Raw genomic sequence first — 22859 nt, forward strand, 5'->3', positions numbered from 1 at the left:
TCGGGTATTAGATAATGGCCCTAAAGATCGGGTTAAACTTTACCCGACTTCTTATTTCGTTGGGAGCAAATGATGAGTGATGACGTAGCAGTGCTGCCGTTGCAGTTTACCGAAGCAGCAGCCAATAAAGTAAAACACCTGATCGCGGATGAAGAGAACCCGAATCTGAAACTGCGCGTTTACATCACCGGTGGTGGTTGCAGCGGCTTCCAGTATGGTTTTACCTTTGACGATCAGATAAACGACGGCGATATGACTATCGAGAAGCAAGGTGTTGCTCTGGTTGTTGACCCGATGAGCCTGCAATATCTGGTTGGCGGCGCGGTGGATTACACCGAAGGTCTGGAAGGTTCGCGCTTTGTGGTGACTAACCCGAATGCGAAAAGCACCTGTGGGTGTGGTTCTTCCTTCAGCGTTTAAACCTTCATACTTCAAGCTGCAGGTGCGTTGACTGCACCCGTTCACCCCAGTCACATAGTTACCTATGCTCCTGGGGATTTACGGCTTTGTCGCCTTCCTGCAGCTCGAATTATTTGGTTTAAATAGTAAAAAGATTTGTAGGCCGGATAAGCGAAAGCGTCATCCGGCTTTTTTATTCTCTATTGCCTGTCATCGAGCGCAAATGTTGGCAGTTTAAGATGCCAGCGAATCGCGGCCAGACGTATCGCCAGCGTGACGACCATGCCAATCATACTCGCTTGTTCAAGCGGCACGTGGAAGGTGTAATACGCGGTGGCGTGGACAATACCACCGGCAATGCAGGCCGTGGCGTAGATTTCCGTACGCAAAATCATCGGGATTTCACGGGCTAAAACATCACGAATAATCCCGCCGCCAACGCCGGTCAGCACGCCCATGCAGATGGCAATCAGCGGGCTGGCACCTGCCAGAAATGCCTTGTTCACCCCAATCCCGACAAACACCGCAAGACCGACGGCATCCAATACGGGCAAAATCCATTTCGGCAGACGACGCGGCTGGCGCACCAACACAATGGTCAGCAGACAAGTGACCATCGCCACCACTAAGTCAGTGGGATCTTTAACCCAAAATACCGGGCCATTATCCAGTGCCATATCGCGAATGGTTCCGCCGCCCACGGCGGTCACCACGCCCAGCACCAGCACGCCGAACGGGTCCATTCGAAGTTTTCCTGCCAGCAGCACGCCGGATATTGCAAAGACGGCTGTGCCAATGATGTCCAGCCAATAGACGAGCATGTGGGTGTTATCCTCATAAAAAAGGTTATTTTTCTGCCAGCTCCTCACAGAGCTGTTTTGCGGCGAGGATAATACGTGGGCCTGAGCGACTAAACCAGTCATCATTCACTGCAATAACCGGAATTTTTAGCTGGGTATTCCAAAATTGTTCAACGGGAGGAATTTGGGTGTCATCGCCGGTGATAATAATAGCCTGGGGACGGCGACTGAGCACCTGTTCACGGCTGACTTGCGGCCAGGGAACGCGGCTGTCTGCGAAGATATTTTGCCCGCCACACACTTCCAGAATTTCGTTCTGAATCGAACCGCGTCCTGAGGTAAACAGCGGTTGCTGGCCGAATTGCAAAAACACTTTTTTCGGTGCGCGATGGGCGTATTTCGCTTTCAAATCTGCAAATGCTTTCGCCAGCTGATCGGCTGCGTTTTGGGCGGTTTGCGGAGTTGGGCTGTACTGGCTCAGTTGACGCAGGGCTGCAACTACACCTTCAACCGTCGTCGGGTCAAGCCAGACAACTTTTATCCCCAGCGCCTGCATCTGATTGACTTGTCGTTCTGCATTCCCACCACGCCATGCCAGCACCACATCGGGTTTCAGCGCCACGATGCGCTCAAGGTTCATCCCTTGCCAGTTTGAGACTTGCTCAATCTTTTTGGCGGCTTCTGGATAATTCGACCATGCACTGACGGCGACCGGCGTGATCCCAGCGGCGAATGCCAGTTCGGTGTTGCTCGGTGACAGTGAAATCACCCGCGGCGCGGCAATGAGCAGCGCCGGGATGCAAAACAGTAGCGCGGTGAACCCGCGCCAGAGTTTCTTATTAACTAAAAGTTTCTTATTAACCACGGGCCAGTTTCTGCACCATGTTTTCAACCATCAGCGTGGACTGTTTCGCCGCAACCGCCAGGAACTCTTCAAAGCTCAGGTGAGATTGTTGGTCAGCCACATCAGAAATAGCGCGAACCACCACAAACGGCGTGCCGAAGTTATGGCAAACATGTGCAACCGCAGTTGCTTCCATTTCTACAGCAACAGCTTGTGGGAAGTTATGGCGGATTTTTGCCAGGGCCACAGAACCGTTAATGAACGCATCACCACTGACAACCAGGCCGCGTACCGCATTCAGGTTCAGTTCGGCAATGCACTCTTCAGCAGCAGCAATCAGTTTTGCATCAGCAGCAAAGCCTGCCGGGCAGCCTGGCAGTTGGCCAAATTCATAGCCAAAAGCGGTGACGTCCGCATCGTGATAACGCACTTCATCAGAAACCACGATATCACCCACTGTCAGCGTCGGCGCGAGGCCACCCGCAGAACCGGTGTTGATAATAAAATCAGGCTTGCAGTGTTCCAGCAAAAGCGTTGCGCCCATTGCCGCAGCCACTTTACCGATGCCAGATTTCAACAACGCCACTTCAACGCCATTGAGCGTGCCGGTGTAAATTTCGCTTCCGGCCAGGGTCAGAGTTTGACGGTTTTCAATTTTGTCACGCAGCAGCGTAACTTCTTCTTCCATTGCACCAATAATGCCTGCTTTCATAGTGATACTCGCTAAAGTGTTAAATCAGATGCATAGTCTATCATGGCAGGCATTAAGGATTAATCCGCTCTTAATCTGGGCGAAGGAGAAGGCATGAGTGAAATAGATTTCCGTAAGAAAATTAATTGGCACCGCCGTTTCCGTTCGCCCGAAGGGCAAAAGAATGAACATGAGATCCTGCGCATTTTTGAAAGCGATCGTGGGCGGATCGTCAATTCCCCGGCGATCCGCCGGTTACAGCAGAAAACTCAGGTCTTCCCGTTGGAGCGAAATGCCTCTGTCCGCACGCGTTTAACGCATTCCATGGAAGTGCAGCAGGTGGGGCGTTATATCGCCAAAGAAGTGTTGAGCCGCCTGAAAGAGCAGCAAGACCTCGAACGCTATGGCTTGCATGAACTCACCGGTCCATTTGAAAGTATCGTTGAAATGGCGTGTCTGATGCATGACATCGGCAACCCGCCGTTCGGCCACTTTGGGGAATCAGCTATAAATGACTGGTTTCGCCAGCGTTTGTTTCCAGGGGATGCAGGAAGCCAGCCACGCAGTGACGATCGCTGCAGGGTAGCAGCGCTGTGTCTGCATGAAGGAGAAGATCAGTTAAACGGTTTGCGCCGTAAAGTGCGCCAGGATCTTTGCCAGTTTGAGGGCAACGCGCAGGGCATTCGTCTGGTACACAGTCTGTTGCGGATGAATCTGACCTGGGCGCAAGTGGGCTGCATTCTCAAGTATACCCGTCCTGCCTGGTTTGTTGGCGAGCCGCCTGAAAGCCACGCTTATCTGATGAAAAAGCCCGGTTACTATCTTTCTGAAGCGTCGTATATCGCGCGCTTGCGTTCAGAACTGCAACTTGGCGAGCACAGCCGTTTTCCGCTGACCTGGATTATGGAAGCGGCGGACGATATTTCTTACTGCGTGGCGGATCTGGAAGACGCTGTCGAGAAAAGTATATTCAGCGTTGAGCAGCTTTATCAGCACTTATGCGACGCCTGGGGCGAGCATTGTGACGGCGATCTTTTTGCGCAAGTGGTGAATGAAGCCTGGGAAAAATCCCGTACTAATCAGATGCGCCGCAGTACAGAAGATCAGTTCTTTATGTATTTGCGCGTCAACACGCTAAACCAATTAGTTCCCTACGCTGCCCAGCGTTTCATCGACAATATTGCTGAGATGTATAGCGGCGAGTTCAATCACGCGTTGCTTGAAGACGACAGCCCTTTTGCGCGTTTGCTGGAGCTTTATAAGCAAGTGGCGTTTAAGCACGTATTTAGTCATCCGGAGGTCGAACAGCTCGAACTGCAGGGGTATCGTGTAATCAGTGGCTTACTTGATATTTACAGTCCCTTACTCCATATATCAAATGAGGATTTTGCTGAACTGGTGGAGAAAGAAAGTTTACGTCGTCTGCCAATTGAGACACGTCTATTCCATAAATTATCGACAAAACACCGGCTTGCGTACATTGAAGCTGTCAATGATTTGGATAAGTCAGCCAGTGATTATGGTGTGTGGGAATATTACTACCGCTGCCGCCTGATTCAGGATTATATCAGTGGAATGACGGACTTATTCGCATGGGATGAGTATCGACGCCTGATGGCTGTGGAATAAGTGACTCGTTGAGTTTTGTAAAGACGGACAATAAATTTTTACTTTTTCCAGTGACTTATCGGCGGAACTTAGCGCCTCAATTGTCACTCTATATGGGCCTACACAGCAATTTTGCGTGACTTATTAACTTGAGACTTAAATCGATGAAAAAAACAACTTTAGCAATGAGCGCGCTGGCTCTTAGCCTGGGTTTGGCGCTGGGTCCTGTATCTGCAATTGCGGCTGAAACAGCGTCTTCTGCTACCGCTGCACAGCCGCTTCCAAGCCTTGCACCGATGCTGGAAAAAGTGATGCCTTCCGTGGTGAGCATTAACGTTGAAGGTAGCACCACCGTAAATACGCCGCGTATGGGGCGTAACTTCCAGCAATTCTTTGGTGATAATTCGCCATTCTGTCAGGAAGGCTCTCCGTTCCAGAGTTCTCCATTCTGCCAGGGCGGCGGCGGGGCTGATGATGGCTCTCAGGGCGGCGGTCAACAACAGAAGTTTGCCGCTCTTGGTTCTGGCGTAATTATTGACGCAGCGAAAGGCTACGTGGTGACAAACAACCACGTTGTTGATAACGCAACAAAAATTCAGGTTTCCCTGAGCGATGGCCGTAAATTTGATGCGAAAGTCGTGGGTAAAGATCCGCGCTCTGATATCGCTTTGTTGCAGCTCCAGGATCCTAAAAATCTGACTGCGATTAAAATGGCGGACTCTGACGCGCTGCGCGTTGGTGATTACACCGTGGCAATCGGCAACCCGTATGGCCTGGGTGAAACCGTGACTTCCGGTATTGTTTCGGCGTTGGGTCGTAGCGGCCTGAACATCGAAAACTATGAAAACTTTATCCAGACTGATGCGGCGATCAACCGGGGTAACTCCGGTGGCGCACTGGTTAACCTCAACGGTGAACTGATCGGTATTAACACCGCGATTCTGGCACCAGACGGCGGCAACATTGGTATCGGCTTTGCCATCCCGAGCAACATGGTGAAAAACCTCACCGCACAAATGGTGGAGTTCGGCCAGGTTAAACGTGGCGAGCTGGGCATCATGGGTACTGAGCTGAACTCTGAGCTGGCGAAAGCGATGAAAGTCGATGCACAACGCGGCGCATTCGTAAGCCAGGTGATGCCGAACTCTTCTGCAGCAAAAGCGGGTGTCAAAGCCGGTGATGTGGTGGTTTCGATGAACGGTAAAGCGATCAGCAGCTTCGCAGCATTGCGTGCAGAAGTCGGTTCTATGCCGGTGGGTAGCAAATTGACTCTCGGCCTGCTGCGTGATGGCAAACCGGTTTCAGTAAACCTGGAACTGCAACAGAGCAGCCAGACTCAGGTTGATTCTGCAACCATCTTTACCGGTATCGAAGGGGCTGAAATGAGCAACCGCAGCGGTAAAGGTGAGAAGGGCGTTATCGTCAATAACGTAAAAGGGAATACGCCAGCGGCGCGAATTGGCCTGAAAAAAGGTGACATTATCATCGGTGTGAACCAACAGCAGGTGAATAACATCGCTGAACTGCGCAAAATTCTCGATACTAAACCATCAGTAATGGCGCTGAACATTCAGCGTGGTGATACCACCATCTACCTTCTGATGCAGTAATCGTTACCGAGTTCATCTCAACACTATCAGGGCCGCTATTGCGGCCCTTTTTTGTGAGCCTTTCCACAACTCCATACACTTCATCCGCGCTTTGTGCATTCGCACAATGCTGAGGGGATTCATCTCGCCTATGCTAGGCCATTAGCACGATTCAGGAGGAAGCATGGCTGGCTGGCATCTTGATACCAAAATGGCGCAGGACATTGTGGCGCGTACCATGACCATCATTGATACCAACATCAACGTGATGGATGCACGTGGGCGGATTATTGGTAGCGGCGATAAAGAACGTATTGGTGAATTGCACGAAGGTGCGCTGCTGGTGCTCTCTCAGGGACGTGTTGTAGATATTGATGATGCGGTAGCGCGTCATCTTCACGGCGTGCGCCAGGGGATTAACCTGCCGTTGCGCATTGAAGGGGAAATTGTCGGCGTTATTGGTTTGACCGGCGAGCCGGGATCGCTGCGTAAATACGGCGAGCTGGTGTGTATGACGGCTGAGATGATGCTTGAGCAATCACGCCTGATGCATTTACTCGCACAGGACACACGCCTGCGCGAAGAACTGGTAATGAACTTGATTCAGGCGGAAGAACAAACGCCTGCATTGAGTGAGTGGGCGCAGCGTTTGGGGATTGATCTTAACCAGCCGCGAGTCGTAGCGGTGGTGGAAGTCGATAGCGGCCAGCTTGGCGTAGACAGCGCCATGGAAGAGCTGCAACAGCTGCAAACTGCGCTGACAACTCCGGAGCGCAATAATCTGATAGCGATTATTTCGTTAACGGAAATGGTGGTCCTGAAACCCGCGCTCAACCAGTTTGGCCGTTGGGATGCAGAAGATCATCGTAAACGCGTAGAGCAGCTTATTCTGCGCATGAAAGAGAATGGTCAATTACGTTTTCGTGTCGCACTCGGCAACTATTTCACCGGGCCTGGCAGTATTGCGCGCTCGTATCGCACCGCTCGTACCACCATGATGGTCGGCAAACAGCGTATGCCGGAAAGTCGGGGTTATTTTTACCAGGATTTGATGTTGCCGGTGTTGCTGGATAGTTTGCGCGGCGGCTGGCAGGCGAACGAGCTGGCACGTCCGCTTGCTCGTTTAAAATCAATGGATAACAATGGCTTATTGCGTCGCACCCTTAGCGCATGGTTTCGCCATAATGTGCAACCGTTGGCAACGTCTAAGGCGTTGTTTATTCATCGCAATACGCTGGAGTACCGCCTGAATCGAATTTCAGAATTAACAGGGTTAGATTTAGGGAATTTTGACGACAGATTGCTATTGTATGTTGCGTTGCAGTTAGATGAGCAGAGATAAGAAAAGGGCCGGAGATTCCGGCCCTTTGGCATTATTTACCGCGGGTTAGCTTATCAAGATCGGATTCAATTTCACTGATCTTATGAGCAACCACAGATTCCAGATGGCGAAGATCGTCGAGGATTTTGCGTTTCAGATCGACTTCAGTGCGATCGCGCTGACACAGTTGATCCAGTTCATCAATTACATAGCGCAGATTTGGGCTGATTTCCTGCACTTCTTTGTAACCCTGGCCGACGCCATCGGCAACGACAGTTTTGCGCTGGCGTGGGTATTTAAACTTCACGCTTTTAGCGAAAAACTCGCCTTTATCCTTCTGGAAATAGATTTTCAGGATATCGTTGTTGGCTTCCTGCCGGAGGCTATAACGATCGATTTCATCAGGATTGGTAATACCCAGACTTTTCAAGTTATCGTACATAGTGTTACCTTTTTCGATACCATTAACCTATAGATAATTAACGGAAAAATCCTTTCCCGCTAGCCCGAAATGCTAAAAAGGCGGGGTGAACCGCCTTTTACACATTTTATTAATCGATAGTGCGAAGCAGCTCGTTGATTCCAACTTTGCCGCGCGTTTTCGCGTCGACTTTTTTCACAATAACAGCGCAGTACAGGCTGTATTTACCATCTTTAGACGGCAGGTTCCCGGAAACGACAACCGAGCCTGCTGGTACACGGCCGTAATGGACTTCACCGGTTTCACGGTCATAAATACGCGTGCTTTGGCCGATGTATACGCCCATGGAAATCACGGAACCTTCTTCAACGATAACGCCTTCAACCACTTCGGAACGTGCGCCGATGAAGCAGTTATCTTCGATGATAGTTGGGTTTGCCTGTAATGGCTCCAGAACACCACCTATACCGACGCCGCCAGACAGGTGAACGTTTTTACCAATCTGCGCGCAAGAGCCGACTGTTGCCCAGGTATCAACCATAGAGCCTTCATCAACGTATGCGCCGATGTTGACGTAAGAAGGCATCAGCACGGTGTTACGTGCGATGTATGCACCCTGGCGTACTGCCGCAGGTGGTACCACGCGGAAGCCTTCTTTCTGGAAACGTGCTTCGTCGTAGTTAGCGAATTTCATCGGTACTTTGTCGAAGTAGCGGCTTTCAGCGCCATCAATAACCTGGTTGTCATTGATACGGAAAGAGAGCAAAACAGCTTTTTTCAGCCACTGGTGAGTCACCCACTGGCCATCAATTTTTTCGGCAACGCGCAGCGCACCGCTGTCGAGCAGGGAGATGACCTGGTTTACCGCTTCACGAGTAACGGTATCAGCATTTGCCGGAGTGATTTCGGCGCGGCGCTCGAAAGCGGTTTCAATTACATTTTGTAGCTGCTGCATTGTTAAAGTTTTCCTGATTGTGACGAAATTAACAGACTGTTATTTATCGTTTGGATTAAGGGCCGCTGTCAACCGTTGCTGTACTTCCTGTTGCAACTCATCATTAAGAGCACGCCGGTCGGCGGTGGCTATTATAAATAAATCTTCTACTCGCTCACCAATTGTCGTAATTCTTGCGCCATAAAGCGAGATCCCAAGGTCAGCGAACACTTCCCCGACTCGCGCCAGTAAGCCAGGCTGATCTAGTGCAATCAGCTCAAGGAATGTGCGCCTGTCAGTGTGAGTGGGCAGGAAATTCACTTCGGTATCGACAGTAAAATGGCGAAGTTTGGCTGACTGGCGGCGCGGTTGAGGCGTCTGCCAGCTCACCTGCGTTATGGCTTGTTCGATACTATGGCGGATGAGATCGTGCCGGTCGGCGGAAAGCGGGCTACCGTCCGGCTCGAGTACGATAAAGGTGTCCATTGCCATGCCGTCACGCGTGGTAAAGATTTGCGCGTCGTGAACACTGAGGTTGCGCCTGTCGAGTTCAGCACAAACTGCCGCGAACAGGTGAGGGCGGTCCGGGCTCCAGATAAAGATTTCAGTACCGCCGCGCGTGGCCTGCGGACTAAGCAAAATCATCGGCTTGCTGAGATCGTGTTTTAGCAAATGACGCGCATGCCAGGCGATTTGATTTGGCGTGTGGCGGACAAAATAGTTTGCCCGGCAGCGGCGCCAGATATTATGCAGCGCTTCTTCATTGATGTTATCCATACGCAGCAACGCCAGCGCTTGTAGCTGGTGGTGGCGCACACGTTCGCGCATATCCGGGCTGTTTTGCATTCCGCGTCGCAGCTGTTTTTCAGTGGCGAAGTACAGCTCACGCAACAGGCTCTGTTTCCAGCTATTCCACAGGGTTTCGTTGGTGGCGCAGATATCGGCAACCGTCAGGCAAACCAGATAACGCAGGCGGTTTTCCGTTTGCACTTCTTCGGCAAACTGTTTAATGACTTCTGGATCCTGAATGTCACGACGCTGTGCCGTGACTGACATCAGTAAGTGCTGGCGTACCAGCCAGGCGACGAGCTGCGTTTCGCGAGAATTCAGCCCGTGAAGCTCGGCAAATTTTAAAACGTCCTGTGCACCGAGCACCGAGTGATCGCCACCACGTCCTTTGGCGATGTCGTGGAACAGTGCGGCGATCAGGATCAGCTCCGGATGCGATAGACGCGGCCAGAGATCGACACATAATGGATGCTTCGGACGAGTTTCTTCTTTCGCGAAGCTTTCCAGTTTTTGCAGCACGCGAATGGTGTGTTCATCAACGGTATAGGCGTGGAAGAGATCGAACTGCATCTGGCCGACAATATGCGACCACTGCGGCATATATGCCCACAACACGCTGTGGCGGTGCATTGGCAGTAAAGCGCGGCTCACGGCACCGGGGTGGCGCAATATCGTGAGGAACAGATCGCGCGCTTCCGGAATGTAACAGAGCGGCTGTACAAGATGGCGACGCGCGTGACGCAGATGGCGCAATGTGGTCGAGTAAATTCCGCTGATGTCGCGGTTACGCACCATCATGTAAAACATGCGCAGAATTGCCTGGGGTTCGCGCATAAACAGCGTTTCGTCGCGCAGGTCAATCAAGGTGCCGCGCAGCTGGAAATCATCGTCGAGTGGACGGGGTTTTTCGCTGGCGTCGAGCGCAAGAATCGCTTCGTCAAATAGCTGTAGCAGCATCTGGTTAAGTTCGCCGACGCGGCGGGTCACACGATAAAAATCTTTCATCATGTGTTCCACTGGCTGATTGCCTTCTCCGCTGTAATTCAGGCGCTGTGCTACGCTGAGCTGTCGGTCAAACAACAGACGATTATCGTAACGGTTTACTTCAAGGTGCAGAGCAAAACGGATGCGCCATAACAGATGCTGGCATTCGTCCAGTTCGTTGCGTTCAGCCTCGGTTAAAAAACCAAAGCCGACCATTTCACTCATCGACGTGGCGCCAAAGTGGCGACGTGCAACCCATTGCAGCGTGTGGATGTCGCGTAAACCGCCCGGGCTGCTTTTTATGTCCGGCTCGAGGTTGTAGCTGGTGCCGTGATAGCGTTGATGGCGCTCGTTTTGCTCATCAATTTTGGCGGCAAAGAATTTGGCTGATGGCCAGAAACCGTCGCTAAAAATGTGCTTTTGCAGTTCGAGGAAGAGGGCGACATCGCCAATTAATAAGCGCGATTCAATCAGGTTGGTCGCGACGGTTAAATCTGACAGGCCTTCGAGTAAACACTCTTCCAGTGTGCGTACGCTGTGGCCTACTTCCAGCTTTACGTCCCACAATAATGTGAGCAGCTCGCCAATTTTCTGTGCCTGGATTTCGGTTAAGCGCTTACGGCTCAGAATCAGCAAATCAATATCAGACAAGGGATGCAATTCGCCGCGCCCGTAGCCCCCGACAGCAACCAGTGCGGTTTCGGCGACATCTCCAAAGCCATAGCTGAGCCATAAACGTTGCAGGAGCTGGTCGATAAATTCAGTGCGCGCGTCTATCAGCTTTTCGGCGGAAATACCGTCATCAAATGCTGTTCCAAGCCATTGCTGGAACAGGTCGATACGGGCTTTTATCTGGGCACAGTTAAGATCCGAATCAGACCAGTTGACGGGGTAGTCAGGTTGCCCGGAAATCTCAGGAAGCACCGTGGTCGCGTACTGCTCGGGTAAACTCTGTGTCATGTCGCCATCCATAAAAAAAGCCGGCAATATGCCGGCTTCGATTGCTGACTTGCGCCAGGCGAATCACTCGTTATGCGAAATCACATTCGGGATGGTGTCATCTTTACGCAATGTGAGAATTTCGCAGCCGTTATCTGTCACCACAATAGTATGCTCGTATTGTGCAGACAAGCTGCGATCTTTGGTTTTCACCGTCCAACCGTCTTTCATGGTGCGAATGCGGTAATCACCGGCGTTCACCATTGGCTCAATGGTGAACGTCATACCCGGTTGCAGCACCACGCCGCCGTCATCAGCGTCATAATGCAGAACTTGCGGTTCTTCGTGGAATACACGGCCAATGCCGTGTCCGCAATACTCGCGAACCACGGAAAAACCTTCTGCTTCAACGAACTTCTGGATAGCCGCGCCGAGGGTACGCAGACGGATGCCTGGTTTAACCATGCGCAGCGACAAATACAGGCTTTCCTGGGTCACACGGCACAGACGCTCACCGAGGATTGTCGGCTTGCCCACGATGAACATTTTTGACGTGTCACCATGGTATTCGTCTTTAATCACGGTAACGTCGATGTTGACGATATCACCATCTTTCAGCACTTTAGCGTCATCAGGAATACCGTGACAGACGACTTCGTTAATTGAGATGCACACGGATTTAGGGAAGCCGTGGTAACCCAGACAAGCAGAAACAGCCTGCTGTTGGTTAACGATGTAATCATTACAAATACGGTCGAGTTCGCCAGTGGTGACGCCCGGTTTTACGTGGGATTCGATCATTTCCAGCACTTCAGCGGCAAGTCTGCCCGCAACGCGCATTTTTTCGATTTCTTCAGGTGTTTTAATTGAAATAGCCATTAATTCTGTCCGCAGGTGTCGTGATAATCGACAATAATTGAGCAGTGAGTCGGGCAATGTTATCAGGGCGTACGATCGGTGCCAAATCGAGAATCAATGTCCGCACAATCTACCAACAACTATTGGAGTCCTGGTGTGTTTTATGGTATAAAGCGCGCCGGACTTGTATTCCGATTTTTCGGATACAGCCAACACTCTCACTTTGTGTAAATAACACACACGTATCGACACATATTCCGGGGTGCCCTTTGGGGTCGGTAATATGGGATACGTGGAGGCTTAACCCCATACTTTTATATAGAGGTTTTAATCATGGCAACTGTTTCCATGCGCGACATGCTCAAGGCTGGTGTTCACTTTGGTCACCAAACCCGTTACTGGAACCCGAAAATGAAGCCTTTCATCTTCGGCGCTCGTAACAAAGTTCACATCATCAACCTTGAAAAAACTGTACCTATGTTCAACGAAGCTTTGGCTGAACTGAGCAAGATTTCTTCTCGTAAAGGCAAAATCCTTTTCGTTGGTACTAAGCGCGCAGCAAGCGAACCAGTAAAAGACGCTGCTCTGAGCTGCGATCAGTTCTTCGTGAACCATCGCTGGTTGGGCGGCATGCTGACTAACTGGAAAACCGTTCGTCAGTCCATCAAACGTTTGAAAGATCTGGAAATCCAGTCTCAAGACGGTACCTTCGACAAACTGACCAAGAAAGAAGCACTGATGCGTACCCGTGAGCTGGCGAAGTTGGAAAACAGCCTGGGTGGTATCAAGGATATGGGCGGTCTGCCGGATGCTCTGTTTGTAATCGACGCCGATCACGAACACATTGCAATCAAAGAAGCGAACAACCTGGGTATCCCAGTATTCTCTATCGTTGATACTAACTCCGATCCAGATGGCGTTGATTTCGTTATCCCTGGTAACGACGATGCAATCCGTGCTGTAACCCTGTACCTGGGTGCTGTAGCTGCTACCGTTCGTGAAGGCCGTTCTCAGGATCTGGCTTCTCAGGCAGAAGAAAGCTTCGTAGAAGCTGAATAATAAGGTTCGCTCTTATTTGAGCCCTTATTAACCAGGTATTGAATAGTTTGGTTAGGGGGCCTGTCTCAGGCCCCCTTTTTATTTTGAGCCAGGGTTCGTCTTTAAGGTGAACCAGGGCTTATCTCTCTCTACGAGATAACCGAGGATTTTAGAATGGCTGATATTACTGCTGCTCTGGTAAAAGAACTGCGTGAACGTACTGGCGCAGGCATGATGGATTGCAAAAAAGCCCTGACTGAAGCTAATGGCGACATCGAGCTGGCAATCGAAAACATGCGTAAATCTGGTGCGATCAAAGCGGCTAAGAAAGCAGGTAACGTTGCTGCTGACGGCGTGATCAAAACTAAGATTGCTGATGGCTACGCTGTGATTCTGGAAGTTAACTGCCAGACTGACTTCGTTGCTAAAGATGCTGGTTTCCAGGCATTCGCTGACAAAGTACTGGACGCAGCTGCTGCTGGTAAAGTGACTGACGTTGAAGTTCTGAAAGCACAGTTCGAAGAAGAACGTGTTGCTCTGGTTGCTAAAATCGGTGAGAACATCAACATCCGTCGCGTTTCAGTACTTGAAGGCGACGTATTGGGTAGCTACCTGCACGGTGCTCGCATCGGCGTTCTGGTGGCAGCTAAAGGCGCTGACGAAGATCTGGTTAAGCAAATTGCAATGCACATCGCTGCAAGCAAGCCAGAATTCGTTAAACCAGAAGACGTGTCTGCTGAAGTGGTAGAGAAAGAATACCAGGTTCAGTTGGACATCGCTATGCAGTCTGGCAAGCCAAAAGAAATCGCAGAGAAAATGGTTGAAGGCCGTATGAAGAAATTCACCGGTGAAGTTTCTCTGACTGGTCAGCCTTTCGTAATCGACCCAAGCAAAACTGTTGGTCAGATTCTGAAAGAGCACAATGCCGACGTGAATGGCTTCATCCGCTTTGAAGTGGGCGAAGGCATCCAGAAAGTTGAGACTGACTTCGCAGCAGAAGTTGCTGCAATGTCCAAGCAGTCTTAATTTTTAAGGGAGCCGCCAATTGGCGGTTCCTTTTTCTCTGGATTTAAAAAGCCGGGCTTTAAAAATCAGTCTGCTCTGATACAGAACTTGCTGATATGCGACATGATGTCGTCTGAATTAACCATCCCCATTCGTTGACTGTTCCCAGGAAAGAATCATGGCTACCAATGCAAAACCTGTCTACAAACGCATTCTGCTCAAGCTAAGCGGCGAAGCGCTGCAAGGTACCGAAGGCTTCGGTATTGATGCAAGCATCCTTGATCGTATGGCTCAGGAAATTAAAGAGCTGGTTGAATTGGGTATTCAGGTCGGGGTGGTGATTGGTGGTGGCAACTTATTCCGCGGTGCGGGCCTGGCAAAAGCCGGTATGAACCGTGTTGTGGGCGACCACATGGGCATGTTGGCCACCGTCATGAACGGCCTGGCAATGCGTGATGCGCTTCATCGCGCCTATGTGAACGCCCGCTTGATGTCCGCTATTCCATTGAATGGCGTGTGTGATAACTACAGCTGGGCAGAAGCTATCAGCCTGCTGCGCAATAACCGCGTCGTTATCCTGGCGGCCGGTACCGGTAATCCATTCTTTACTACTGACTCTGCTGCGTGTTTGCGTGGTATTGAGATTGAAGCGGACGTAGTACTGAAAGCCACGAAAGTAGATGGCGTGTTTACTGCGGATCCGGTTCAAGATCCTACCGCCACGCTTTGTGAGCAATTGACCTATACCGAAGTGCTGGAAAAAGAACTGAAAGTGATGGATTTGGCGGCATTTACCCTGGCCCGCGATCACAAAATACCGATTCGTGTTTTCAACATGAACAAACCAGGTGCGCTTCGCCGTGTTGTGATGGGTGAAAAAGAAGGCACATTGATCACTGAATAATTTCAGTCGATGCTAAATCAGGGTAAGATTCGATTTTACTTACTCTGATTAATTGAGTAGCAGGCAACCCCAACGGGCGCCATGAATAAACAGGGCTATACTTAGCTCGCAGCGTCTGCATCGCAGCGTGAAGTGTGGTCTGCCCTAAACCAGTTTTCAAGGATTCGTAACGTGATAAGTGATATCAGAAAAGATGCCGAAGTGCGTATGGAAAAATGCGTAGAAGCATTCAAAACTCAAATCAGTAAAATCCGCACCGGCCGCGCCTCTCCATCTCTGCTGGACGGTATCATTGTGGAGTATTACGGAACACCAACTCCGCTGCGCCAGCTGGCGAGCGTAACGGTTGAAGATTCTCGCACACTGAAGATCAACGTGTTTGATCGCTCCCTGAGCCAGGCCGTTGAGAAAGCGATCATGACTTCCGACCTCGGTCTGAACCCAAGCTCTGCCGGCACTGACATTCGTGTTCCACTGCCTGCACTGACTGAAGAACGTCGTAAAGATCTGATCAAAATTGTACGTGGCGAAGCTGAAGGCGCGCGTGTTGCGGTTCGTAACGTTCGCCGTGATGCTAACGACAAGGTTAAAGCGCTGCTGAAAGATAAAGAAATCAGCGAAGATGACGATCGTCGTTCCCAGGATGACGTTCAGAAATTGACTGATGCTGCTATCAAAAAAGTAGACGCGGCTCTGGCTGAGAAAGAAGCTGAGTTGATGCAGTTCTAATCCGTTGATATGACGGGTCAAACGCCGTATACAAGCCGTGGCTCACGCCACGATTATTGTCTACGGCGTTTTTTATTTGATTATTCATACTAAAACTCCAGAGCGCCCCATGAAGCAACTGACCATTCTTGGCTCTACCGGATCTATCGGTACCAGTACCCTTAGCGTTTTGCGTCATAACCCTGAAAAATTCTCCGTCGTGGCATTAGTTGCCGGGAAGAATGTCACGCGAATGGCTGAACAATGCCTGGAGTTCAAGCCACGTTGGGCGGTGATGGACGATGAGGTTTCTGCTAGCCATTTGCATCGTGTGCTAAAAGAGCAGGGGAGTGCTACCGAAGTTCTGTCCGGGCAGCATGCAGCATGCGAAATGGCCGCACTGGATGAAGTGAATCAAGTGATGGCCGCGATTGTTGGGGCTGCTGGGCTGTTACCTACGCTTGCTGCGATTGCTGCCGGTAAACAAGTCCTACTGGCAAATAAAGAGTCACTGGTGACGTGTGGGCGTTTGTTTATGGACGCGGTGCAACGCAGTAAAGCTCAGTTGCTGCCTATCGACAGTGAACACAACGCGATTTTTCAGAGTTTACCGGAAACAATCCAGCAAAACCTCGGGTACGCTGAACTTGAGAGTAATGGCGTTTCGTCGATTATTCTTACCGGATCAGGTGGCCCGTTCCGTGAGACGCTTTTGAGCGAGCTTGCGGGAATGACGCCGGACCAGGCTTGTAGCCATCCGAACTGGTCGATGGGACGTAAGATCTCCGTCGACTCGGCCACCATGATGAACAAAGGTCTCGAATATATTGAAGCCCGCTGGCTATTCAATGCATCAGCTAAACAAATGGAAGTACTGATCCATCCGCAGTCGGTCATCCATTCGATGGTGCGCTATCGTGATGGAAGCGTTCTGGCACAGTTAGGCGCGCCAGATATGCGTACTCCAATTGCACACGCCATGGCGTTTCCAGAGCGCGTGCAGTCAGGTGTGGAACCGCTCGATTTTTGTAAGATTGGGACTTTCACCTTTATGGAACCAGACTATCACCGCTATCCTTGTTTGAAGCTGGCGATGGAAGCGTTTGAGCAAGGACAGGCCGCGACAACCGTGCTCAATGCAGCCAATGAAGTTGTTGTTGAGGCTTTCTTGCAAGAGCAATTGCGATTCACAGACATTGCTTCCTTAAACCGTGCTGTTCTTGATAGTGTGGAACTGACGGAGCCAAAGAGCGTAGAAGAAGTGCTGGCTGTGGATGCAAAAGCGCGCGAGGTTGCCCGAAATCTGGTGACACGTATCGCAACCCGATGATTATTCATTCGGCTGATGTACCTGTATTTGTTAGCTCTGTGCTTCAGTGATATAGTCTGCGCCATCTTTCAGTCAGGAAAAACTGGCTGAATGATTGGTAAGCCGTGTTATAGCACGGCTTTTTTATGTAAAAGCTGAAATCATTTTGAGTACCGCTTAATCCATATCTGGGAATAATTACGCGTTATGTTGTCTGCAAACCAACAAATAAGCGAAACACAATCCGAGCATGGCGCGCGTCATGTTGCCATTATCATGGATGGCAATGGTCGTTGGGCAAAACGTCAAGGGAAGATGCGAGTTTCCGGTCACAAAGCGGGAGCTAAGTCTGTTCGCCGGGCTGTGAGTTTTGCCGCAAATAATGGTATTGATGCGCTGACACTTTATGCTTTCAGTAGTGAAAACTGGAATCGCCCGGCTCAGGAAGTGAGCGCGCTGATGGAATTGTTTGTGTGGGCTTTAGATAGTGAAGTCAAAAGCTTGCATCGTCACAATGTCCGTCTGCGCATTATCGGCGACACCAGCCGGTTCAATGCTCGCCTGCAAGAACGTATTAATAAAGCCGAAGCCTTAACCAGTACCAATACAGGTTTGACTCTCAATATCGCCGCGAACTATGGCGGACGTTGGGATATTATTCAGGGAGTGCGGCATCTCGCCGAACAGGTTCAGGAAGGTTTATTGCGTCCTGAGCAGATTGATGAAGAGTTGCTGAGCAAGCAAATCTGCATGAATGAACTGGCTCCCGTAGATTTGGTAATTAGGACAGGGGGAGAGCATCGTATCAGTAACTTTCTGATTTGGCAGATTGCCTATGCAGAACTTTATTTCACTGATGTTCTTTGGCCTGATTTCGATGAACAAGACTTTGAAGGTGCGCTAAATGCTTTTGCAAATCGAGAGCGTCGTTTTGGTGGCACGGCACCTGGTGGTGAGTAAGCCTGTTGGGGGTCACTTTTGCTGAAGTATCGCCTGCTTTCTGCGTTTATTTTAATCCCGGTGGTCATAGCCGCGTTATTCTGGCTTCCACCAGTAGGATTTGCCATTACAACCCTCGTGGTTTGTATGCTCGCAGCCTGGGAATGGGGACAACTAGCAGGTTTTAAAGCTCGCTCTCAGCGCGTGTGGCTTGCTGTTTTGTGTGGGTTGTTATTGGCTCTGATGCTATTTGCATTACCCGAATATCAGCGCACGGTCCATATCCCGCTCATTGAAGCATCACTCTGGGCGTCTTTAGCCTGGTGGTTTGCTGCATTGCTTTTGGTGCTTTTCTATCCTGGCTCTGCATCAATCTGGCGTAACTCTAAAACGCTACGTCTGATATTCGGTGTTTTAACGATTGTGCCGTTCTTCTGGGGCATGATTGTACTGCGTAACTGGCATTATGATATCAACCATTATACTGGCTCAATCTGGCTGTTATATGTGATGGTTTTGGTCTGGGGTGCTGACTCCGGTGCATATATGTTTGGCAAAATGTTTGGTAAACATAAACTCGCGCCGAAAGTCTCACCGGGCAAAACCTGGCAGGGCTTTTTTGGCGGTCTGTTCACTTCTGCGATAATCTCTCTGCTGTTTGGCATGTGGGCAAATCTGGATGTGGCGCCAGTTATCCTGTTGACTTGTTCGGTCATCGCCGCTCTGGCATCAGTGCTGGGTGATTTAACCGAAAGCATGTTTAAGCGTGAAGCAGGGATTAAAGATAGCGGTCACTTGATCCCCGGTCATGGTGGTATCCTTGACCGCATAGATAGCCTTACAGCAGCAGTACCGGTATTTGCCTGTCTGTTATTGCTGGTATTCAGGACGATTTAACGGAAGGTTATATGCTGAGCTTACTCTGGAATTTGGCTGCATTTATCGTTGCACTGGGTGTATTAATTACCGTGCATGAGTTCGGCCATTTTTGGGTTGCTCGCCGCTGTGGCGTTAAAGTAGAGCGCTTTTCCATTGGTTTTGGTAAAGCGCTCTGGCGCCGTTCTGACCGCCATGGTACAGAATTTGTCATCGCTCTGATCCCTCTGGGCGGTTATGTCAAAATGCTTGATGAACGCGTCGAGGCAGTCGCCCCGGAATTGCGTCACCAGGCCTTCAATAACAAAACCGTTTCTCAACGAGCCGCAATTATTGCTGCTGGTCCGATTGCTAACTTTATCTTCGCTGTGTTTGCCTATTGGCTTGTGTTTATTATTGGTGTCCCTGGTGTTCGTCCGGTTGTTGGTGAAATTACGCCCAACTCGATAGCAGCAGAAGCACAAATTGCACCAGGCATGGAACTTAAAGCGATAGATGGTATCGAAACGCCTGATTGGGAATCAGTTCAGCTCGCGTTGATGGCGAAGATTGGCGATGACAGTGTCAAGGTGTCAATGGCCCCGCTGGGTTCGAATTTGCGCAGTGAAAAAACTCTGGATTTGCGCCACTGGCAGTTTGAGCCAGAAAAGCAGAATCCGATTACTTCACTAGGCATCGGGCCACGCCGTCCGCAAATTGAAACGGTTTTACAAGAAGTGCAGCCAAATTCCGCTGCGAATAAAGCAGGTTTGCAAGCCGGGGACAGGATCGTTAAAGTCAACGGTGCGGCTCTGACGCAGTGGACAGAATTTGTTAGTCAGGTGCGTGACAATCCAGGTCACCCACTGGAGCTAGAAATAGAAAGACAAGGGGCGCTCTTGTCTTTAACGCTGATACCGGATACAAAACCGGGTAATGCGAAGCCTGAAGGGTTTGCGGGTGTGGTTCCAAAAGTTATCCCGCTGCCTGATGAGTATAAAACAGTACGCCAGTATGGGCCGTTTGCCGCAGTTGCAGAAGCCACGGATAAAACCTGGCAACTCATGAAGCTTACGGTCAATATGCTGGGGAAATTAATAACCGGTGACATCAAGCTAAATAACCTCAGTGGGCCAATCTCCATAGCTCAAGGTGCAGGTATGTCGGCGGAATCTGGGTTGATTTACTATCTGATGTTCCTGGCGCTGATTAGCGTCAATCTGGGGATTATCAACCTGTTTCCGTTACCCGTCCTCGACGGGGGGCATCTGCTCTTTTTGGCGATTGAAAAACTGAAAGGTGGGCCGGTTTCCGAGCGAGTTCAAGACTTTAGTTACCGCATTGGCTCTATATTGCTGGTGCTGTTGATGGGGCTTGCACTTTTCAATGATTTCTCTCGGTTTTAGAGAGAATAGGTTAGGAAGAACGCATAACAACGATGGCGATGAAAAAGTTGCTCATAGCGTCGCTGCTGTTTAGCAGCGCCACCGTATACGGTGCAGACGGGTTCGTAGTGAAGGATATTCATTTCGAAGGCCTGCAGCGAGTCGCCGTCGGTGCGGCCCTCCTCAGCATGCCGGTTCGCGTAGGCGATACCGTCTCTGACGAGGATATCAGTAATACTATCCGTTCACTGTTTGCTACCGGGAACTTCGAAGATGTCCGGGTACTTCGTGATGGCGAAACGTTAGTTGTTCAGGTGAAAGAACGCCCGACAATCGCGAGTATTACCTTCTCTGGTAACAAGTCCGTGAAGGACGACATGCTGAAACAGAACCTTGAGGCTTCTGGTGTGCGTGTCGGTGAATCTCTGGACCGCACAACCCTTGCCGATATTGAAAAAGGCCTGGAAGATTTCTACTACAGCGTGGGTAAGTACAGTGCCAGCGTTAAAGCCGTTGTTACGCCATTGCCGCGTAACCGTGTTGACCTGAAACTGGTATTCCAGGAAGGCGTTTCAGCCAAAATTCAGCAAATCAACATCGTTGGCAACCATGCGTTTACGACCGATGAACTGATCTCGCACTTCCAGTTGCGTGATGAAGTGCCTTGGTGGAACGTGGTGGGCGATCGTAAATACCAGAAGCAAAAACTAGCGGGCGATTTAGAAACCCTGCGCAGTTACTATCTGGATCGCGGTTATGCTCGCTTTAATATTGATTCTACTCAGGTAAGTCTGACGCCTGATAAGAAAAATATTTACGTTACTATCAACATCACAGAAGGCGATCAGTACAAGATTGCTGGTGTGACGGTGAATGGTAATTTGGCTGGGCATTCAGCAGAAATTGAAACGCTGACTAAACTAAAACCCGGCGAGCTTTATAACGGCACCAAAGTGACCAAAATGGAAGACGACATCAAGAAATTGTTGGGTCGTTATGGTTATGCCTACCCGCGTGTACAAACGCAGCCTGAAATCAATGATGCAGATAAGACTGTAAAACTGCATGTTAACGTTGATTCCGGTAACCGTTACTACGTGCGTAAAATTCGCTTTGAAGGTAACGACACCAGTAAAGATGCCGTTCTGCGCCGCGAAATGCGTCAGATGGAAGGCACCTGGCTTGGTAGCGACCTTGTCGATTCAGGCAAAGATCGTCTGAACCGTCTTGGCTACTTCGAAACGGTAGACGTTGATACACAGCGTGTACCAGGTAGCCCTGACCAGGTTGATGTTGTCTACAAAGTTAAAGAACGAAACACCGGTAGCTTCAACTTTGGTATCGGTTACGGTACAGAAAGTGGTATCAGCTTCCAGGTCGGTGTTCAGCAGGATAACTGGTTAGGTACGGGTTACTCTGTTGGCATCAACGGGACTAAAAACGATTATCAGACATATGCTGAATTGTCGTTAACCGACCCGTACTTTACAGTTGATGGGGTGAGCCTCGGCGGCCGTATCTTCTACAACGACTTTAAAGCAGACGATGCGGACCTTTCTGACTACACCAACACAAGTTACGGTGTGGATGGAACGCTTGGCTTCCCGGTTAACGAAAACAACACACTGCGTCTGGGCTTAGGTTATGTTCATAACGACCTGTCCAATATGCAGCCGCAGGTTGCGATGTGGCGTTATCTGGATTCTGTTGGTCAAACGGCCAGTACGAGCTCTGATGATAACGGTTTTGCCGCAGATGACTTCACGCTGAACTACGGCTGGACGTACAACAAGCTTGACCGTGGTTACTTCCCAACTGAAGGCTCCCGCGTCAACCTGAACGGTAAAGTGACCGTTCCTGGCTCTGATAACGAGTTCTATAAGGTTACGCTGGATACGGCGAGCTACTTCCCAATAGATGAAGATCATACTTGGGTAATGTTAGGTCGTACTCGCGTCGGCTACGGTGATGGCCTTGGCGGCAAAGAGATGCCGTTCTATGAAAACTTCTACGCCGGTGGTTCGAGCACCGTGCGTGGCTTCCAGTCCAACAACATCGGCCCGAAAGCGGTCTATATTGGTGGGCCAGGAAATGACAACTGTAACCAGTCTGGCGGCTATTGCTCATCTGATGATGCAGTCGGTGGTAACGCAATGGCAGTGGCAAGTTTCGAACTTATCACACCAACGCCGTTCCTGAGCGAGAAATACGCGAACTCAGTCCGTACTTCCGTGTTCATGGACATGGGTACAGTCTGGGATACAAACTGGGATAACAATACGGCTATGCAGAATGCAGGGGTACCTGATTACAGTGACCCAAGCAACATTCGTATGTCCGCAGGTATCGCATTGCAATGGATGTCGCCTCTGGGGCCGTTGGTGTTCTCTTATGCTCAACCGTTCAAGAAATACGAAGGCGACAAAGCGGAACAGTTCCAGTTTAACATTGGTAAAACCTGGTAATTGTTCTGTGCAAAGGACTGCATAAAGCAGTAAACGTTGACGCCAGTTCGCAATATGCAGAACTGGCGCACGTA

The 22859-nt window shown here is 50.2% G+C and carries 20 protein-coding genes; 13 read left to right on the forward strand and 7 right to left on the reverse strand.

Features of this window, described 5'->3' with window-relative positions; genetic code table 11:
* Positions 1-72 precede the first annotated feature (72 nt).
* A complete protein-coding gene (gene erpA / locus M2371_RS19535) occupies positions 73-420 on the forward strand; it encodes an iron-sulfur cluster insertion protein ErpA (RefSeq protein ID WP_034493470.1) in 348 nt (115 codons plus the stop codon).
* 179 nt (positions 421-599) lie between these two features.
* Here erpA and M2371_RS19540 read toward each other — a convergent pair whose 3' ends face one another.
* The 3 genes from M2371_RS19540 to mtnN are packed head-to-tail and all read right to left on the reverse strand — an operon-like array spanning position 600 to position 2755.
* Entirely contained in the window at positions 600-1220 is a 621-nt protein-coding gene (locus tag M2371_RS19540) for a TRIC cation channel family protein (RefSeq protein ID WP_034493472.1), read from the reverse strand.
* A gap of 25 nt (positions 1221-1245) precedes the next feature.
* The gene (gene btuF, locus M2371_RS19545) at positions 1246-2064 is read right to left on the reverse strand and encodes a vitamin B12 ABC transporter substrate-binding protein BtuF (RefSeq protein ID WP_259268499.1); all 819 of its coding nucleotides are present in this window, start codon (positions 2062-2064) and stop codon (positions 1246-1248) included.
* Positions 2057-2755 carry a 5'-methylthioadenosine/S-adenosylhomocysteine nucleosidase gene (gene mtnN / locus M2371_RS19550; protein WP_259268500.1) on the reverse strand — a complete coding sequence of 233 codons (699 nt, stop codon included), beginning with the start codon at positions 2753-2755 and terminating at the stop codon, positions 2057-2059. The genes btuF and mtnN overlap by 8 nt, the downstream gene beginning before the upstream one ends.
* A 93-nt stretch (positions 2756-2848) precedes the next feature.
* Between mtnN and dgt the strand changes: the two genes are divergently transcribed.
* The 3 genes from dgt to M2371_RS19565 all read left to right on the forward strand — a co-directional run bounded on the left by dgt (position 2849) and on the right by M2371_RS19565 (position 7273).
* Positions 2849-4363: a dGTPase gene (dgt, locus tag M2371_RS19555; protein WP_172895497.1), complete on the forward strand. Its 1515-nt coding sequence runs from the start codon at positions 2849-2851 to the stop codon at positions 4361-4363.
* Positions 4364-4506: 143 nt separating this feature from the next.
* Positions 4507-5952 carry a serine endoprotease DegP gene (gene degP, locus M2371_RS19560; protein ID WP_172895496.1) on the forward strand — a complete coding sequence of 482 codons (1446 nt, stop codon included), beginning with the start codon at positions 4507-4509 and terminating at the stop codon, positions 5950-5952.
* A gap of 163 nt (positions 5953-6115) precedes the next feature.
* Entirely contained in the window at positions 6116-7273 is a 1158-nt protein-coding gene (locus M2371_RS19565) for a CdaR family transcriptional regulator (protein ID WP_034493478.1), read from the forward strand.
* A gap of 31 nt (positions 7274-7304) precedes the next feature.
* Here the strand turns inward: M2371_RS19565 and M2371_RS19570 are convergent, their stop codons facing one another.
* From M2371_RS19570 to map, 4 genes are all read right to left on the reverse strand, one after another.
* Positions 7305-7694 carry a DUF3461 family protein gene (locus tag M2371_RS19570; RefSeq protein WP_034493480.1) on the reverse strand — a complete coding sequence of 130 codons (390 nt, stop codon included), beginning with the start codon at positions 7692-7694 and terminating at the stop codon, positions 7305-7307.
* A gap of 109 nt (positions 7695-7803) precedes the next feature.
* Positions 7804-8628, reverse strand: a complete 825-nt coding sequence (dapD, locus tag M2371_RS19575; protein WP_034461055.1) for a 2,3,4,5-tetrahydropyridine-2,6-dicarboxylate N-succinyltransferase — start codon at positions 8626-8628, stop codon at positions 7804-7806.
* Positions 8629-8667: 39 nt separating this feature from the next.
* Positions 8668-11340, reverse strand: a complete 2673-nt coding sequence (glnD, locus tag M2371_RS19580) for a bifunctional uridylyltransferase/uridylyl-removing protein GlnD (RefSeq protein ID WP_034493539.1) — start codon at positions 11338-11340, stop codon at positions 8668-8670.
* Between the two features lie 63 nt (positions 11341-11403).
* Positions 11404-12198, reverse strand: a complete 795-nt coding sequence (map, locus tag M2371_RS19585; protein ID WP_034493481.1) for a type I methionyl aminopeptidase — start codon at positions 12196-12198, stop codon at positions 11404-11406.
* Between the two features lie 312 nt (positions 12199-12510).
* Between map and rpsB the strand changes: the two genes are divergently transcribed.
* The 9 genes from rpsB to bamA all read left to right on the forward strand — a co-directional run bounded on the left by rpsB (position 12511) and on the right by bamA (position 22785).
* Entirely contained in the window at positions 12511-13236 is a 726-nt protein-coding gene (rpsB, locus tag M2371_RS19590; protein WP_034493483.1) for a 30S ribosomal protein S2, read from the forward strand.
* 153 nt (positions 13237-13389) lie between these two features.
* A complete protein-coding gene (tsf, locus tag M2371_RS19595) occupies positions 13390-14241 on the forward strand; it encodes a translation elongation factor Ts (protein ID WP_115630749.1) in 852 nt (283 codons plus the stop codon).
* A 157-nt stretch (positions 14242-14398) separates the two neighbouring features.
* Positions 14399-15124, forward strand: coding sequence for a UMP kinase (gene pyrH, locus M2371_RS19600; RefSeq protein ID WP_064516322.1), 726 nt, complete (start codon positions 14399-14401; stop codon positions 15122-15124).
* 171 nt (positions 15125-15295) lie between these two features.
* Positions 15296-15853 (forward strand): ribosome recycling factor, encoded by a 558-nt coding sequence (frr, locus tag M2371_RS19605; protein ID WP_034493489.1) that lies wholly within the window; start codon positions 15296-15298, stop codon positions 15851-15853.
* Positions 15854-15962: 109 nt separating this feature from the next.
* Positions 15963-17162: a 1-deoxy-D-xylulose-5-phosphate reductoisomerase gene (gene ispC / locus M2371_RS19610; RefSeq protein ID WP_259268501.1), complete on the forward strand. Its 1200-nt coding sequence runs from the start codon at positions 15963-15965 to the stop codon at positions 17160-17162.
* Positions 17163-17348: 186 nt separating this feature from the next.
* Positions 17349-18101 carry a (2E,6E)-farnesyl-diphosphate-specific ditrans,polycis-undecaprenyl-diphosphate synthase gene (gene ispU / locus M2371_RS19615; RefSeq protein WP_034493491.1) on the forward strand — a complete coding sequence of 251 codons (753 nt, stop codon included), beginning with the start codon at positions 17349-17351 and terminating at the stop codon, positions 18099-18101.
* Positions 18102-18119: 18 nt separating this feature from the next.
* The gene (gene cdsA / locus M2371_RS19620) at positions 18120-18977 is read left to right on the forward strand and encodes a phosphatidate cytidylyltransferase (protein WP_034493492.1); all 858 of its coding nucleotides are present in this window, start codon (positions 18120-18122) and stop codon (positions 18975-18977) included.
* An 11-nt stretch (positions 18978-18988) separates the two neighbouring features.
* Positions 18989-20341 carry a sigma E protease regulator RseP gene (rseP, locus tag M2371_RS19625; RefSeq protein ID WP_259268502.1) on the forward strand — a complete coding sequence of 451 codons (1353 nt, stop codon included), beginning with the start codon at positions 18989-18991 and terminating at the stop codon, positions 20339-20341.
* 32 nt (positions 20342-20373) lie between these two features.
* Positions 20374-22785 (forward strand): outer membrane protein assembly factor BamA, encoded by a 2412-nt coding sequence (gene bamA / locus M2371_RS19630; RefSeq protein WP_034493496.1) that lies wholly within the window; start codon positions 20374-20376, stop codon positions 22783-22785.
* Positions 22786-22859 lie beyond the last annotated feature (74 nt).

This window comes from Buttiauxella sp. BIGb0471 (assembly GCF_024807715.1).
GTDB lineage: Bacteria > Pseudomonadota > Gammaproteobacteria > Enterobacterales > Enterobacteriaceae > Buttiauxella > Buttiauxella agrestis.

Bases quoted from the DNA above. Each gene is read 5' to 3' on its own strand.
- M2371_RS19570 (WP_034493480.1), bottom strand. From the start codon at position 7,694: ATGTACGATAACTTGAAAAGTCTGGGTATTACCAATCCTGATGAAATC.
- ispU (WP_034493491.1), top strand. From the start codon at position 17,349: ATGTTGTCTGCAAACCAACAAATAAGCGAAACACAATCCGAGCATGGC.
- bamA (WP_034493496.1), top strand. From the start codon at position 20,374: ATGGCGATGAAAAAGTTGCTCATAGCGTCGCTGCTGTTTAGCAGCGCC.
- M2371_RS19565 (WP_034493478.1), top strand. From the start codon at position 6,116: ATGGCTGGCTGGCATCTTGATACCAAAATGGCGCAGGACATTGTGGCG.
- mtnN (WP_259268500.1), bottom strand. From the start codon at position 2,755: ATGAAAGCAGGCATTATTGGTGCAATGGAAGAAGAAGTTACGCTGCTG.
- map (WP_034493481.1), bottom strand. From the start codon at position 12,198: ATGGCTATTTCAATTAAAACACCTGAAGAAATCGAAAAAATGCGCGTT.
- rseP (WP_259268502.1), top strand. From the start codon at position 18,989: ATGCTGAGCTTACTCTGGAATTTGGCTGCATTTATCGTTGCACTGGGT.
- erpA (WP_034493470.1), top strand. From the start codon at position 73: ATGAGTGATGACGTAGCAGTGCTGCCGTTGCAGTTTACCGAAGCAGCA.
- pyrH (WP_064516322.1), top strand. From the start codon at position 14,399: ATGGCTACCAATGCAAAACCTGTCTACAAACGCATTCTGCTCAAGCTA.
- M2371_RS19540 (WP_034493472.1), bottom strand. From the start codon at position 1,220: ATGCTCGTCTATTGGCTGGACATCATTGGCACAGCCGTCTTTGCAATA.
- tsf (WP_115630749.1), top strand. From the start codon at position 13,390: ATGGCTGATATTACTGCTGCTCTGGTAAAAGAACTGCGTGAACGTACT.
- dgt (WP_172895497.1), top strand. From the start codon at position 2,849: ATGAGTGAAATAGATTTCCGTAAGAAAATTAATTGGCACCGCCGTTTC.
- rpsB (WP_034493483.1), top strand. From the start codon at position 12,511: ATGGCAACTGTTTCCATGCGCGACATGCTCAAGGCTGGTGTTCACTTT.
- degP (WP_172895496.1), top strand. From the start codon at position 4,507: ATGAAAAAAACAACTTTAGCAATGAGCGCGCTGGCTCTTAGCCTGGGT.
- ispC (WP_259268501.1), top strand. From the start codon at position 15,963: ATGAAGCAACTGACCATTCTTGGCTCTACCGGATCTATCGGTACCAGT.
- glnD (WP_034493539.1), bottom strand. From the start codon at position 11,340: ATGACACAGAGTTTACCCGAGCAGTACGCGACCACGGTGCTTCCTGAG.
- dapD (WP_034461055.1), bottom strand. From the start codon at position 8,628: ATGCAGCAGCTACAAAATGTAATTGAAACCGCTTTCGAGCGCCGCGCC.